General features: G+C 71.4%; 17 protein-coding genes. 8 read left to right on the top strand and 9 right to left on the bottom strand.

Annotation, left to right across the window (positions count from 1 at the left end; translation table 11 throughout):
• Positions 1 to 39: 39 nt before the first annotated feature.
• Positions 40 to 276 (top strand): glutaredoxin family protein, encoded by a 237-nt coding sequence (locus tag FR742_RS39715; RefSeq protein WP_148036349.1) that lies wholly within the window; start codon positions 40 to 42, stop codon positions 274 to 276.
• 56 nt (positions 277 to 332) lie between these two features.
• Here FR742_RS39715 and FR742_RS39710 read toward each other — a convergent pair whose 3' ends face one another.
• Complete coding sequence (locus FR742_RS39710; RefSeq protein WP_148036348.1) at positions 333 to 1,844, bottom strand: putative quinol monooxygenase; 1,512 nt, start codon at positions 1,842 to 1,844, stop codon at positions 333 to 335.
• Positions 1,845 to 2,021: 177 nt separating this feature from the next.
• On the opposite strand from FR742_RS39710, the gene FR742_RS39705 reads away from it, so the two are divergent.
• From FR742_RS39705 to FR742_RS39695, 3 genes are all read left to right on the top strand, one after another.
• Entirely contained in the window at positions 2,022 to 2,675 is a 654-nt protein-coding gene (locus FR742_RS39705; RefSeq protein ID WP_148036347.1) for a sigma-70 family RNA polymerase sigma factor, read from the top strand.
• Positions 2,676 to 2,741: 66 nt separating this feature from the next.
• Positions 2,742 to 3,431, top strand: a complete 690-nt coding sequence (locus FR742_RS39700; RefSeq protein WP_148036346.1) for a DUF5667 domain-containing protein — start codon at positions 2,742 to 2,744, stop codon at positions 3,429 to 3,431.
• 10 nt (positions 3,432 to 3,441) lie between these two features.
• A complete protein-coding gene (locus FR742_RS39695; protein WP_148036345.1) occupies positions 3,442 to 4,314 on the top strand; it encodes an HAD family phosphatase in 873 nt (290 codons plus the stop codon).
• Here the strand turns inward: FR742_RS39695 and FR742_RS39690 are convergent.
• The 8 genes from FR742_RS39690 to FR742_RS39655 form a co-directional block, all read right to left on the bottom strand.
• A complete protein-coding gene (locus FR742_RS39690) occupies positions 4,311 to 5,318 on the bottom strand; it encodes an LCP family protein (protein ID WP_148036344.1) in 1,008 nt (335 codons plus the stop codon). The two genes, FR742_RS39695 and FR742_RS39690, sit on opposite strands and share 4 nt — an antisense overlap.
• A 2-nt stretch (positions 5,319 to 5,320) precedes the next feature.
• Positions 5,321 to 5,905, bottom strand: a complete 585-nt coding sequence (locus FR742_RS39685; protein ID WP_148036343.1) for an RNA polymerase sigma factor — start codon at positions 5,903 to 5,905, stop codon at positions 5,321 to 5,323.
• A 77-nt stretch (positions 5,906 to 5,982) separates the two neighbouring features.
• Positions 5,983 to 6,897, bottom strand: coding sequence for a lysophospholipid acyltransferase family protein (locus FR742_RS39680; protein ID WP_148036342.1), 915 nt, complete (start codon positions 6,895 to 6,897; stop codon positions 5,983 to 5,985).
• Entirely contained in the window at positions 6,894 to 7,889 is a 996-nt protein-coding gene (locus tag FR742_RS39675; RefSeq protein ID WP_148036341.1) for an NAD-dependent epimerase/dehydratase family protein, read from the bottom strand. The genes FR742_RS39680 and FR742_RS39675 overlap by 4 nt, the downstream gene beginning before the upstream one ends.
• A gap of 22 nt (positions 7,890 to 7,911) precedes the next feature.
• Positions 7,912 to 8,010: a 30S ribosomal protein bS22 gene (locus tag FR742_RS39670; protein WP_018654693.1), complete on the bottom strand. Its 99-nt coding sequence runs from the start codon at positions 8,008 to 8,010 to the stop codon at positions 7,912 to 7,914.
• 177 nt (positions 8,011 to 8,187) lie between these two features.
• The gene (locus tag FR742_RS39665; RefSeq protein WP_026214222.1) at positions 8,188 to 8,391 is read right to left on the bottom strand and encodes a helix-turn-helix domain-containing protein; all 204 of its coding nucleotides are present in this window, start codon (positions 8,389 to 8,391) and stop codon (positions 8,188 to 8,190) included.
• Between the two features lie 312 nt (positions 8,392 to 8,703).
• The gene (locus FR742_RS39660) at positions 8,704 to 9,486 is read right to left on the bottom strand and encodes a phosphatase (protein ID WP_148036340.1); all 783 of its coding nucleotides are present in this window, start codon (positions 9,484 to 9,486) and stop codon (positions 8,704 to 8,706) included.
• 9 nt (positions 9,487 to 9,495) lie between these two features.
• A complete protein-coding gene (locus FR742_RS39655) occupies positions 9,496 to 10,659 on the bottom strand; it encodes an acetoin utilization protein AcuC (RefSeq protein WP_148036339.1) in 1,164 nt (387 codons plus the stop codon).
• Positions 10,660 to 10,766: 107 nt separating this feature from the next.
• Between FR742_RS39655 and FR742_RS39650 the strand changes: the two genes are divergently transcribed.
• From FR742_RS39650 to FR742_RS39635, 4 genes are all read left to right on the top strand, one after another.
• Positions 10,767 to 11,909 carry a sensor histidine kinase gene (locus FR742_RS39650; RefSeq protein WP_148036338.1) on the top strand — a complete coding sequence of 381 codons (1,143 nt, stop codon included), beginning with the start codon at positions 10,767 to 10,769 and terminating at the stop codon, positions 11,907 to 11,909.
• Positions 11,906 to 12,571 (top strand): response regulator transcription factor, encoded by a 666-nt coding sequence (locus FR742_RS39645; protein ID WP_148036337.1) that lies wholly within the window; start codon positions 11,906 to 11,908, stop codon positions 12,569 to 12,571. Before FR742_RS39650 ends, FR742_RS39645 begins: the two co-directional genes overlap by 4 nt.
• Before the next feature lie 79 nt (positions 12,572 to 12,650).
• Positions 12,651 to 13,541 (top strand): ABC transporter ATP-binding protein, encoded by an 891-nt coding sequence (locus tag FR742_RS39640; RefSeq protein WP_148036336.1) that lies wholly within the window; start codon positions 12,651 to 12,653, stop codon positions 13,539 to 13,541.
• A complete protein-coding gene (locus FR742_RS39635) occupies positions 13,538 to 14,278 on the top strand; it encodes an ABC transporter permease (protein WP_148036335.1) in 741 nt (246 codons plus the stop codon). The genes FR742_RS39640 and FR742_RS39635 overlap by 4 nt, the downstream gene beginning before the upstream one ends.
• Positions 14,279 to 14,280: the final 2 nt, after the last annotated feature.

Raw genomic sequence — 14,280 nt, 5'->3', positions numbered from 1 at the left:
AAAGTCAGCGCTCCGGCAAGGGGCGCTACGGTGGGTGACATGCATCGCATCACCCTCATCGGCAAGCCTGGCTGTCACCTGTGCGAGGACGCCCGGGAGATCATCGGCCGGGTCGCCGGCGAGCTGGGCGTACCGTGGTCCGAGGTGAACATCGAGACCTCCGACGAGCTGCGCGAGCGCTACTGGGAGATGATCCCGGTGACCCTGGTCGACGGTGTCCAGCACGACTTCTGGCGTGTCTCCGAAGACCGGCTGCGCGCGGCCCTGGCCGACTAGAACATCACCGTCTAGAACATCACTGTCTAGAACATCACCGTCTAGAACATCACCGTCTAGAACATCACCGTCGGCAGCGGCACGACCTTGGCCGCGCTGATGTCCAGCTCGATGACGTTGGTGGCGAGCACCATCGCCTGACGCTCGCTGACGAACCGCTCGACGTGCGGCTGGCGCTGGTGGTCGCGGTAGGCCACCTCGTCGCGGTAGATCTCGTAGACGATGCGCTGCAGGGGCGCCGACTTGACCGCGTGGCAGGCGTACACCAGCGTGTCGGGCTCACCCCTGCGCACCGCCTCGACGGTCTGCTCGGCCAGCCGGTCGAACGCGGCGCCGGCGCCGTCCATGAGCGTGAAGACGGTGAGCATGCCGTAGATGTTCGGCGACAGCCTCCCGGAGGAGCCCTGCCCGGCCGGCTGGGCAGCGGGCTGAGCGGGGGGCTGGGCGGAGGGCTGGAGGGTGGGCTGCGGGCCGGTCACCGGCACGCGCGGCGCGAACACGTCGGCCCCCGGGTAGAAGGCGCCGGTGGCGGGGCCGTCGGCGGCCATCGGCGAGGACTGGGGCGGCCTCGCGTGGTCCGTGCGGCCGTTCATCAGGTATCCGGTCGAGGGGCCGGCGTCGGCCGGCGGCATGCGGGCCGCGTAGCCGGTCTCGGGCGGGCCCATGCGACCGGTCTCCCCCGTGGACGGGCCGCGGTCGCCCGGCGTCATCCGGGCCGCGTAGTCGGTCTCCCCGGTCGCTCGGTACTCGGCCACCAGGTCGCCCAGCCCGGACCGGCGCGGCCGCGGCGGAACCTGGGCGTGCCCCTGCGGGCTCGCGGTGACGGGCTCCGGCTCCGTCCGCCGCCCCACCGGCCGCCGCTCCTCCAGCGGCTCGTCGTCGAAGTCGTCGTCGTCCTCGTACGGGGCCAGCGGGCGCAGCACCGTGTACCAGATCGCGGCGGCGGCGACGATCAGCAGCACGGTCGTGAACACGCCGGGCACCGAGAACCGCATCGCGCCCACCAGGGCCAGCCCGGACGGCACGACGACCAGCGACGCGTGCAGGTTGTCGGTGTCGTACTCGTCGCCGTCGCGCCACCGCAGCGCGGCGATCACCACGCCGGCCGCCATGATCAGGGCGGTCAGCACGTGCGCGCCGATCAGCAGGTAGTGGGGGAATATCGCCCAGTGGTCGCCCCCCGTGGGGAGGGTCTTGCCCATCTCGTCGGAGATGAGCGGGTCGACCATGAGGATCACCGAGGCCGTGACCGTGTAGGCGATGCCGAACAGCCACGCCACGAACCTCGGCGGCGTCTTCTCCGACAGGAGCTGAACCAGCCCGACCGCCATCCAGAGCGGCGCCACCAGCGACCCGGTCAGCTGGTAGATCCTGAACGTGGCGGCCCCGAACCCGACCAGATGTCCGATCCCGATCACGCCGAGTGACAGGCACAGCGCCGCGGCCGCGACGGTCCAGGCGATCAACCAGCCCTCTGGCTCCTCACGCAGCCGCCTGACCAGGGCGCCGGTGGCGATGGCGGCCAAGAGCGAACCTGCGAAAGCGATGACGGCGACGAGGATCTCCATGGTGTCTCCCATGCTGCCGGACAAAGCCTCCGAGCCGGTAGCCGAAGAGGGAACGGGTTGGACCACACCGTATCTGCCGCTTACTGGAAGTCATGCCATGGGCAAGTGGATTGTGCAATTTCCGGTTGATTTCTAGAGTGTTCGAGCACGCCGCACCCTTACCCGTAGGGATTCCGGATGCCTGACTCATGGCCGTTCTCCGGGTTGCTCGCGCCGGCCGTCGCCGCGCCCGCCCGGACGACCGAGCCTGACGTGCGCGAAAACCGTGACACGACCGCCGCCGACGACGACCTGCGCACCCTGGTGCTGCATGCCAAGACCGGAGATTCGGACGCCTTTGGCACGCTCTACGACCGATATGTGGACCTCGTCTACCGCTACATCTATTTCCGGGTCGGCTCCCACCCGCTCGCCGAGGACCTGACCAGCGAGACCTTCCTGCGCGCGCTCCGCCGGATCACCGACTTCACCTGGCAGGGCCGCGACTTCGGCGCCTGGCTCGTGACGATCGCCAGGAACCTGGTGACCGACCATTACAAATCCGGCCGCTACCGGCTGGAGATCTCCACCGGCGAGGTGCTCGACGTCCCGCTCGACGGGGCCCACATCCCGGAGAACGCGGTGGTGAACGCCATCATCAACGACCGGGTGCTGCGCGCGGTCCGCGATCTCAATCCGGAACAGCAGGAGTGCGTGGTGCTGCGTTTCCTGCACGGCCTGTCCCTCGCGGAGACCGCGCTGATCATGGGGAAGAAGAGTGGAGCGATCAAAGCGCTGCAGTTCCGGGCCGTGCGCGCGCTGGCCAGAGCGCTCAAGCACGACCTTGCGTAACCCGCTGCCACGCACCGTCGTTAGGCAGGTGTCACGGCAACGCCGCCAGGCGTCGAGGGAGCGGTCATGAACAGGGCGCGCAGATCGCGCGAACGGGTGCTCGGCCATCTCACCGAGCTGAGCGGGCTCCGGCTCGGCGGTGGTCCCGACCCGGCCTTCCGCGAGCGCCTGCGCGCCGATCTCGCCTCCGCCGACCGTGCCTCCTCCCGCGCCGCCTCCCGTGCGGTCTTGCGTGCCGCCACGCCCGCCTCCGGCCCGCCGCCGCGGCGCGGCAGGCACGCGCACCGGCGGCCCCGGCGCAGGCGCCCCTGGCTCGGGCAGCTCGCCTCCGCCGGGGTGGCCGTCACCATGATGGTGTCGATGATCTCCACCTACCGGGCGGTGCCCGGCGACACGCTCTACCCGCTCAAGCGCGCCGCCGAGAGCACGCTCGTCCGTCTCAGCACCGACGACGTGGTACGGGCCGAGCGCGAACTGGTGTCGGCCAACACCCGCGCCAGGGAGGTCGCCCAGCTGCTCGGCGAGGCCGGCGAGGGGCCTCTGGTGGGCCGGACGCTCAAGGAGATGGAGCAGTCGACCCGCGCGGGCGTCACCCGGCTGGAACGGGCCGAACCCCGCTCCCCCAAGATCAGCGAGTTCGCCGAAGAGCAGAAGAACATGGTCGAGCCGATGATCGAGCAACTCGACGGTGACGAGCACGACCAGGCCGTCGGGTACCTCGACTACATCGAAGGTCTCGTGCCCCCATCTGGGTAAGCTGAAGCGCATGTGGCGGGTAATACGACGACGGCACGGTGCCCAGGCCGAGATCGCCGGCGAGGCCGCGGCGGCGGCAGCGGTCGTCGTGCCGCCGGCCGAGCCCGATCTGGAGGCGGCGGCCTTCTTCGACGTCGACAACACCATGATGCGCGGCGCCTCCATCTACCACTTCGCCAGGGGCCTGGCCACCCGCGGCATGTTCGACACCGGCGACCTGTTCAAGTTCGCGATCGGCCAGGCGGCGTTCCGGCTGCGCGGCAGCGAGAACCCCGAGCACATCGCGGTCGCCCGCGAGACCGCGCTGGCGTTCGTCGCGGGCGCGAAGGTCGACGACGTGGTGCGGCTCGGCGAGGAGATCTACGACGAGGTCATGGCCGACCGCATCTGGGCCGGCACCCGCTCGCTCGCGCAGAGCCACCTCGACCGCGGCCAGCGCGTGTGGCTGGTGACCGCCACCCCCGTCGAGCTGGCCCGCGTGATCGCCCAGCGGCTGGGCCTGACCGGCGCGCTCGGCACCGTCGCCGAGACCAGCGAGGGCGTCTACACCGGCCGGCTGGTCGGCGACCTGCTCCACGGCCCGGCCAAGGCCGAGGCGGTGCGCGCGCTGGCCCGCCGCGAGGGCCTCGACCTGACGCGCTGCACCGCCTACAGCGACTCCTCCAACGACCTGCCGATGCTGTCGCTGGTCGGCAACCCGGTGGCCATCAACCCCGACAGCGAGCTGCGCGAGCACGCCAAGAAGCACGACTGGCCGATCAAGGACTTCCGCACCGGCCGGAAGGCGACGCTGACCGCGCTGCCCATCGCGGCCGGGCTGGGCGCGGTGGCCGGCGGGGTCGCCGCCGGCATCGCGCTGCGCAGGCTCTATCGCGACCGCTAACGCAGCGAGGCGAACAACTTCTCCGCCTCGGGCTGCTTCCAGGCGATCCTGTTCCGGTCCTCCGGGTGGGGGATCCACGGCACGGTGACCAGCTTGACGGTGCTGTCGTGCAGGCTCATGGCGATCCCGATCATCCGTTCGACGTCGAGCTCGGTGTCGGTCGTGACCGAGTCGGCCACCACGGACGCCAGCGTCTTGAGCTTGGCGGGCTCGTCCAGGACCTGCCCGGCCTTCTTCGCCATGGCCCGGATGACGGTCTGCTGGCGCTTGATCCGGGCGATGTCGGAGCCGTCGCCGACGGAGCGCAGCCGCATGTAGCCGACGGCCCGCTCGCCGTCCAGCAGGCTCTTGCCCGCCGGGAGCGTCAGCTTGGCCTTCGGATCGTCGACGGCCCGCTTCAGCGTCACCTCGATGCCGCCGAGCGCGTCGACGAGCCGCCCGAACCCGGCGAAGTCCACCTCCGCCATGTGGTCGATCCGCACGTCCGTCAGGCTCTCCACGGCCTTCACGGTGCAGGTCAGCCCTCCCCTGTTGTACGCGGAGTTGATCAGGTCGGTGCGGGCGGGCGCCGATCCGCAGGCGGGGAGCTGGACGAGCGAGTCGCGCGGGATGCTGACCGCCGTGGTCCGCTTCCTGTCGGCGGGCAGGTGCAGCAGGATGATCGAGTCGGTGCGCCCCTTGTCGTCGGCCATGCGCGGGGCCGACCCCTTGTCGGTGCCCACCAGCAGCACGTTCAGCGCCTCCGTCACCTTGGCGGGTCGCGCTCCCACCGGATGCTGCGCCGTCCGCCGCAAGTCACCGAGCAGCAGCGCCGGCACCGCCACGGCCGCGACCGTGGCCACGGTGGCGACGGCGACCAGCCCGGCGGCCATCCAGCCGAACCACCGGCGGCGCGGCCGGCCCTCCACCGCGCCCAGCAGCCGCTCCCGCTGGCGCACCAGCGTCGCCGGGGGTTCGTGCTCCAGCCGCCTGCCGAAGTCCCTGAGCAGCTTGAGGTCGTCCATCGTCACTCCTCTCCCAGCATCGGATTGGTGTCGCCGAGCGCCGCGCGGACCTTCCGCCTGCCCCTGTTGAGGCGGGAGCGCACGGTGCCGATCGGGACGCCGAGCGCCCGCGCGGCCTCCTCGTACGTGAGATCGCCCCAGGCGATGAGCAGCAGCACGTCGCGGTCCTTGGCGGGCAGCGCGGCCAGGGCGCTGGCGAGCCCGGGACCGGCGGCCTGCGCGGTCACCCCGGCGGCCACCCGGTCGGCCGGCGACTCCACGTCCGGTTCGACGGGGGCGCGCCGCAGGGCCCGGTAGCGGGCGGCCTCGGTGCGGTGGTGCCGGGAGACGAGCTTGGTGAGGATGCCGAACAGCCACGGCCTGGCGTCCGCGTGGGCGAGGTCGTAGCTTCCTCGGCGGGAGAAGGCCACCAGGAACGTCTCGCCGACGAGGTCCTCGGCGGGACCGCCGGGGCCCAGGCGGCGCGAGACGTACCTGTAGAGCATGCCGGAGTAGCGGTCGAACAGCTCGGCGAAGGCCTCGGGTTCGGTCAGCGAGGCGCTGATGAGCTCGGCGTCCGCATCCCGGGTGGCGGGTTGAGTGATCATCTCCGCCCTTCTGTGGGGGATCGGTCGGAGATGTCTTGCCACAACCCGCCGTCCGGGTTCACGCCGGGCGGCCTTCGCTAGAGGAAAGGCGGGAAGGCGTGGCCGCGGCGCAGCCTGAGCTGGTCGAGCATCTGCTGGATGACCTCGCGGACGCGGTCGGTGAGGTTGAACACCAGCATCGGGTCGTCGGCCGCGCCGGGGTCGTACTCGTCCGTACGGATCGGCTCGCCGAACTCGATCAGCCACTTCGACGGCAGCGGCACCAGCCCGAGCGGGCCCAGCAGCGGGAAGAACGGGGTGATCGGCACGTAGGGCAGCCCGAGCAGCCGCGACAGGAACGGCATCTCGCCGATCTTCGGGTAGATCTCCTCCGAGCCCACGATCGCCGTCGGCACGATCGGCACCCCGGCCCTGATGGCGGAGGCGACGAAGCCGCCGCGGCCGAACCGCTGCAGCTTGTAGCGCTCGGAGAACGGCTTGCCGACGCCCTTGAAGCCCTCGGGGAACACCCCGACCAGCTCGCCCTTGCGCAGCAGCCGGTCGGCGTCCTCGCGGCAGGCGAGCGTGTGGCCGGTCTTGCGCGACAGGTGGCTGAGCAGCGGCAGCTGGTAGACCAGGTCGGCGCCGAGCAGCCGCAGCGCCCTGCCCGCCTCGTCGTGCAGGGCGACCTGCATCATCAGCGCGTCGACCGGGAGGGTGCCGGCGTGGTTGGCCACGACCAGGGCGCCGCCCTCCACGGGGACGTTCGCCACCTCCAGCGCCTCGACCCTGAACCAGTGGTGGTAGATCGGCCGCAGCAGCTCCAGCAGCACCTTGTCGGTCAGCTCGGCGTCGTAGCCGAACTCGTCCACCTCGTAGTCGCCGGTCAGCCGCCGCCGCAGGAACTCCAGCAGCCCGGCGAGCGGGCCGTCGTCGCCGGCGTCGCGGGGATAGGACGGGGCGGCGCTGATCGGGACGACCGTGGCGTCCTCCGCCTCGTGGGGAACGCTCACCAGCGGGCACCTCCGACGGCGTGCAGCCCCCGCGAGCTCAGGAAGTCGTCGAACGCCGCCGCGGTGGTGAACTTGGGCCGCCAGCCCAGCTCCGACTCCAGCGCGCCGGTGTCGACCGCGCGGCCGTGGCGCATCAGGCGGAGCTGCTCGGGCGAGTACTCGACCAGCCCGGCGCCGCGCGCGACGTTGCCCAGCAGCTGGAACGCGGGCGACGGCATCGCCAGGGCCGGCCGCCCGGCCCGGCGCACGCACTGCGACAGCAGCAGCACGCCGGCCCCGGCCACGTTGAACGTGCCGGGGTGGTCTTCGGTCGCCGTCCGGCGCAGCACCTCGACCGCGTCATCCTCGTGGACGAACTGCAGCCGCGGGTCGAAGCCGAGCACCGTCGGCAGCACCGGCTGGGTGAAGTAGCGGGTCAGCGGCGAGTCGACGCCCGGACCCATGAAGTTGACGAAACGCAGCAGCGAAACGCTGACGTCGGGACGCCGGCGCGCGAAACCCCGCACGTAGCCCTCGACCTCCACGGCGTCCTTGGCGTAGCCGTGGCTCGGGCTGTCGGGCGGCTCCAGGTCCTCGGTGAACACCGCGGGGTCACGGGGCGAGGAGCCGTAGACGGCCGTGGTGGAGCGGACCACCACGCGCCGCACGGTCGCCGACCGCTGGCAGGCGCCGAGCAGCTGCATGGTGCCGATGACGTTGTGCTCTTTCATGGCTGCCCGGCCGGTGCTCCTGGACGGAGCGCTCACCAGGCTCATGTGCACGACGGTGTGGATGTCGGCGGCCGCGAACACCCCGGCGATGTCGGGGCTGCGCAGATCCACCCGGACGAACTCGGTCCGGCCGAGGGGGATGCCGCCGTCTCGGGTGAGCGAGGGGGGCGGCACGGTGTCCACTCCGATGACACGGCTGATGTCAGGATCGGCGGCCAGAACGCTCGCCACCCGGGCGCCGATGTGGCGCGAGACCCCGGTGACGAGCACGGTGTGGGTCATCTGCGCCTCGCAGCTGCGTCGTCTACTTCTTGTTACGCCGCTGGATGCGCGTCTTCTTGAGCAGCTTGCGGTGCTTCTTCTTGGCCATCCGCTTGCGGCGCTTCTTGATCACAGAGCCCACGGGACCCCCAGGTGTTGGTAGCACGTCGAAAACAGCGTGCGAGCGCACGCAGGCTCACAGACTACCGGCGATCCATGGTAGATCGCCCCTTGGGGGTGAAAGCCCGGCCGCGCGCCGCGGCCGGGTCTCTCCCGCGACTGCATTCACGGCGTGCCGCGGCACACCGCTACTCGTGACTCATCCGGCCTCGATGTAGGCCTCGCGAAGATAGTCGTGCACCGCCTGCTCCGGCACCCGGAACGAGCGGCCGACACGGATGGCCGGCAACTCTCCCGAGTGCACCAGTCGGTAGACAGTCATCTTCGACACTCGCATGACTGTGGCCACTTCAGCCACTGTCAGGAACTTCACCTCACTGAGAGGTCTTTCGCCTGCACCCATCGGACGCCTCTTCCGCACGTGTTTCCGGGTTATCCCCACTGGTGCCATTGCTCACGCACGTGTACTGCTGTCAGCGTAAGTCGGGACTCCGAGTGCGCAAACCCCCTAGTTTCTCAGCCGATGGATCCGCCTGTCAGGCGAATCCGCGAAAATGCTGGCCAGCCGCCCTCTTCAGCCGCCCGCACACCCGTTGGACCTGTCCAAACGGTCACCTATAAGAGTCGCCCACGCCTCATCAAAAGTTGGCAAAGTGACAGTGAGTCCCTGGGAATGCAGGGGCGAAACGACGGTATGAGGATGACCGATTTCAACTCATAGGGCAGCTGTGACTCGTGTGACGAGGCGCTCCGTGAGCGGTGCGTAGTAGCGGGGTAGCACGTTGTCGTCCAAAGGCACCACCACTTCGATCTTGCCCTCGGCCTCTCCCACGAAGAGGCCGGGGTCGTTGCTGTCGGCGAATGCCACAGTGGGCACTCCCGCCTCTCCCGCTGCCCCTGCCCACCCGTGGTCGGCGATAACCAGATCGGGCCGCTCGTCTCCCAGCTCGGCCAGCATGTGCTCCATCGGGGCCGCGTCGTGGGTGTGCACGAACGCGCCCTTGTCGTCGAGCATGGCGACGTCGCCGAGATAGCGGAGCCGGCGCGGGCGGCCGAACCCGGACCCCGCGTAGGTCCAGCCCTCGGCCGGGCACAGCAGCGTCGCCCCGCGCTCCAGCGCCAGCCGCGCCAGCGGCAGGTGGATGGCCAGCAGCCCGGTGGGGTGGCCGGTGGCGAACAGCAGCCGCGGGCCGGGCCGCGACAGCGCGGCGGCGATCCGGTCGGCCATGGCGTCGAGCGCGTCGACGGTGAGGTCGGGGTCGATCGTGTCCTGGCCCCAGCGGTGGCCCGGGTCGGCGACCACGCCCGCGGCCTTGGCCATGAGCGCGAGCACGTCGCGGAAGCGCCACGGCTGCTCGAACGTCAGCCCCAGCATGTAGTAGGGGTCGCGGTTGGCGAGCGAGCTGTAGTGGTCCAGGTTGTTCTCGCGGGAGGTCGCGACCTCCCCGGCGATGCGGGTCTGGACGAGATGCTCGCGGAGTCGATCGCGGCTCAGCACTGGTCTTCCTTAGGGCATCGGATCGAGGCCGTGCAGCGGGAACACCGCGTTTCTGGTCGCCATGATCGCACGGTCGATGGGGTCCGCTGGATCATAACCACCGGAGAGATCCTGGAATTCCGGGGTCCGTCCGTCGGTCATGGTCAGCGGTGGCAGCTCGCCCGTGCGCTCGCGTACGAGACGCCGCCAGGCCTCGCTGGTCGGCGTGGCCGGGTCGATCGGGTGGCCGGCGACCTCGGCGATCAGATGGGTCCACACCCGGGGCACCACCTGCACCAGCTCGTAACCCCCGCCGCCGGTCGCGATCCAGCGGCCGCCCGCCGTCTCGTGGGCCAGCCGGTGGAGGTAGGCGTAGGCGGTGCGCTGGCCGTCGACGCTCAGCATCAGATGGGCGAGCGGGTCGAGCGCGTGGCTGTCGCAGCCGTGCTGGGTGACCAGGACGTCGGGCCGGAACTCGCGCAGCAGAGGCGGCACCACCGAGTCGAAGGCGCGCAGCCAGCCGGTGTCGCCGCAGCCCGCCGGGAGCGCCACGTTGACGGCGGTGCCGTCGGCGCCGGTCTCGCCGGGGAACCCGGTGCCGGGGAAGAGCGTGCGCGGGCTCTCGTGCAGGCTGATCGTCAGCACCCGCGGGTCGTCGTAGAACAGCGCCTGCACGCCGTCGCCGTGGTGGACGTCGACGTCCACGTAGGCGACGCGGCCCGCGCCCTGCCGCAGCAGCCAGGCGATGGCCAGGGCGGGGTCGTTGTAGACGCAGAACCCGCTGGCCGTGGCGGCCATCGCGTGGTGCAGCCCGCCTGCCACGTTGACCGCGTGCCCGGCCGTACCCTCCCAGACCGCGCGGGCGGCGGCGAGCGAGGCGCCGGCGATCAGCGCGGACGCCTCGTGGACGCCCGCGAAGGCGGGGTTGTCGGACGTGCCGAGCCCCGCCGACAGGTCGGGCCGGCCGGTGGCCGAGACGCGCTTGACGGCCTCGATGTAGCCGGGGTCGTGCACCATCGCCAGCTCGTCGTCGGTGGCGGGCGCGCACGGCGCGACCTCGACCTTGTCGAGCACGCCGAGCTCCCGGGCCAGCGCCATCGTCAGCTCGACCCGGACGGGCGCCAGCGGATGGTCGGGGCCGAAGTCGTAGGAGATGAGGGCGTCGTCCCAGATGACCCGCGCCGGCTGGCTCATGCATGCTCCCGTTTCCCTCGCCTTGAGGTGACGTTACCGCAGCGTCAACGGCAGGCGTCCAGACACCTCCCCCGGCAATGGCGGAGAAAATTCCGTAACATCGGATCATGGGCGTTCGGCAGCGGGCCCGGGACGCGTGGTTGTTCTTACGACGCCCACGGGTCTTCGACGTCACGCTCGTGGTCGTGCTCGCCGTGCCGGGGGTCGTCGCCGCCCTCGCCATCTGGCTGACCCGGGGCGAGGGCCTGATCTTCGCCACGCTCTACCTGATCACCGTCCCGGTCCTGCTGATGCGGCGCGAGCGGCCGGTCCTGACCGCCGCCCTGCTGCTCGGGCTGGACATCACCGCCACCTTCCTCGGGGTCGCCTCCGGCAGCCCGATCCTGCTGATCGGCCTCTACAGCCTGGGCCGTTACCTGGACGGGCGCAGGGCCGCGATCGCCGGCGGCGCCGGCGCCCTCCTGTACGCGGCCGCGCTGATCCTCGTGGCCAGGCCGTCCCCGGCGGCCGACCCTCTGGGGATCCTGCTGGCGGGCCTGTTCACTGTCGGGATTCCGGTAGGGCTGGGCCAGTTCGTCCGGATCCGCGCGGAGCTGCGCGAGCGGGCGCAGCGGGAGGCGGCCGACTCGGCGGTGCGGGCCGAGCGGCGGCGCATCGCCCGTGAGCTGCACGACGTGGTGGCCCACCACCTGAGCGTGATCAACGCGCTGGTGGGCGGCGCCAGGGCCACGATCCCGCCGGAGCAGGAGGTCGCCCGTGACGCCCTCCAGGGCGCCGAGCAGACGGCCCGCCAGGCGCTGGCCGAGATGCGCCAGCTCCTCGACGTGCTGCGGGCCGACGGCGGCGGCGGCGCCGACGCGGCGACCGGGGTGGGCACCGACCGGCTGCCCGCGCTGGTCGAGGAGGCGGGGACCGCGGGGCTGCCCGCCCGCCTGACCGTGCGGGGCGAGCCGGTGGCGCTGCCCACCGCGGTCGACCACGCGGTCTACCGGATCGTGCAGGAGGCGCTCACCAACACGCGCAAGCACTCGGTGGGCGCCCGCGCGACCGTGCGCCTGTCGTACGAGAGCGCGGCGATCGAGGTCGAGGTGCTCGACGACGGCGCGTCCAAGCAGCCGGCCGCCCCGGCCGGGTTCGGGCTCGGCGGCATGGCCGAGCGCGTGGCGCTGTGCGGCGGGCGGTTGTCGACCGGCCCCCGTGAGGAAGGCGGTTTCCGCGTGCACGCGCGCATCCCCCTGGAGAAAACGTGATCTCTGTGTTGCTGGTGGACGACCACGCGCTGGTCCGCAAGGGCTTCCGGCTGATGCTGGACGCGCAGCCGGACCTGACCGTGGTGGGCGAGGCGGGCGACGGCGCGGAGGCCGTGCGGCTCAGCGCCGAGCTGCGGCCCGACGTGGTGGTGATGGACCTGCACATGCCCGGCCTGGACGGGGTGCGCGCCACGGAGCTGATCATCGGCGGGCAGCCCGGCGTGCGGGTGCTCGCGCTGAGCACTTTCGACCTGGACGAGAACGTGGTCGCGGCGCTGCGCGCGGGCGCCTGCGGATTCCTGCCCAAGGACGTCTCACCGGAGGAGCTGGTCGAGGGCGTGCGGGTGGTGCACAGCGGGGAGGCGGCGCTCGCACCGCGGCTGCTCACCCGGCTGATCGGCACGTTCGTGCGGGCCCCCGAGCCCCGGCGCTCCGCGTCGCGCGGGGCCGGCAGGCTGGACGCGCTCACCGACCGCGAGCGGGAGATCCTGACGCTGATCGCGCGCGGCCTGTCCAACGCGGAGATCGCCGCCGGGCTGGGCGTCTCCCCGTCCACGATCAAGAACCACGTGACGAGCCTGTTCGCCAAGATCGAGGTGCGCGACCGCGCCCAGGCGGTGATCGTGGCGTACGAGGCCGCGCTCGTCAGCCCGGGAGACTAGGACCACGGTCCTATGGGGCCGGGCCGGAACCGTACCTCGGGCCGACGATAACGATCTTCAGGGCGATCATGCTGGGTCCATGACCGCGATTCGGGCAACCAACCTGAGCAAGCGCTACGGCAAGACCATGGCGGTGACCGACCTGTCGTTCGACGTGGAGCCCGGCCGGGTGACCGGGTTCCTCGGGCCCAACGGCGCGGGCAAGTCGACGACGATGCGCATGGTCCTCGGCCTCGACCACCCGTCGGGCGGGTCCGTGCTGGTCGACGGCAAGCCCTACCAGGAGCTGCGCCACCCGCTGCGCAAGGTGGGCGCGCTGCTCGACGCCAAGGCCGTCCACGGCGGGCGCAGCGCCCGCAACCACCTGCTGGCCATCGCGCAGAGCAACGGCATCCCGGCCGCCCGGGTCGAGGAGGTGCTGGAGCTCGTCGGGCTGGGCAACGTCGCCGGACGCCGCGTCGGCGGCTTCTCGCTGGGCATGTCGCAGCGGCTCGGCATCGCCGCGGCCCTGCTCGGCGACCCGGAGATCCTGCTCTTCGACGAGCCGGTCAACGGGCTCGACCCCGACGGCATCCTGTGGATCCGCACGTTGATGCGCGGGCTCGCCGCCGAGGGCCGCACGGTCTTCGTCTCCAGCCATCTGATGAGCGAGATGTCGCAGACCGCCGACCATCTGATCGTCATCGGCAAGGGCCGGCTGATCGCCGACACGAGCGTGCCGGAGTTCATCGGGCGCAGCTCGCAGGGCTACGTGCTGGTGCGCTCGCCTCGGCTGGCCGAGGTGGCCGAGCTGGTCAAGGTGGGCGAGCTCCACACCGACCACCTGCGGGTGACCGGGGTGTCGCCGCTGGAGATCGGCACGATGACCGCCAGGGCGGGGCTGCCGCTGGAGGAGCTGACGTTCGTCAAGCCCTCGCTCGAAGCCGCCTACATGGAGCTCACCAAAGACAGCTTGGAGTACACGTCATGACCGATGTCCTCCGGTCCGAGTGGACCAAGATCCGATCGGTGCGGTCCACGCTGTGGACCCTCGCCACCACCGTCGTGCTGATGCTGGGCGTCTCCGCCCTTCTCAGCGCCTCGGTCAGGAGCACGGCCGACGGGCCGGTGTCGGGCGAGCAGGCGATGATCGTCAGTTTGCAGGGCGCGTCGCTCGCCGCGCTGGCCATGGCCACCCTGGGTGTTCTGGTGATCTCCGGCGAATACCGCACCGGGGCCATCCGCACCTCGCTGATGGCCGTGCCCCGGCGGATGAGCCTGCTGACCGGCAAGATCGTGGTGTTCACGGCGGTCTCGCTGGTCGTCTGCCTGCTCGCGTCGGCCGGCGCGATCGGCGTCGGCGTGGCGATCTTCCAGCCGGCCTCCGTCGAAGCGGGCGAGGTGGCGCGGTCGGCGCTCGGGTCCTCCCTCTACCTGACCGCGTGCGGGCTGTTCGGGCTGGGGCTGGGCACGCTGATCCGGCACACGCCGGGCGCGATCGTGTCGGCCATCGCGCTGATACTGGTGCTGCCCCCGCTGACCACCCAGCTCCCCGGCGAGTGGGGCAGGACCGTGTCCGAACACTTCACCACGAACGCCGGCGCGCTGATCGTGTCCGGCCAGAGCACCGGCTCCCTGGGCCCGTGGAGCGGGTTCGCGGTCTACCTCGTCTGGGTCGCCGCGGCCATGCTGGCGGGCGCCGTGCTGATGCGGCGGCGCGACGCCTGACC

This window comes from Nonomuraea sp. C10 (assembly GCF_008017515.1).
In the GTDB taxonomy this organism is placed as follows: Bacteria; Actinomycetota; Actinomycetes; order Streptosporangiales; family Streptosporangiaceae; genus Nonomuraea; species Nonomuraea ferruginea.
This window is presented reverse-complemented; position numbering and strand designations above follow the sequence as displayed.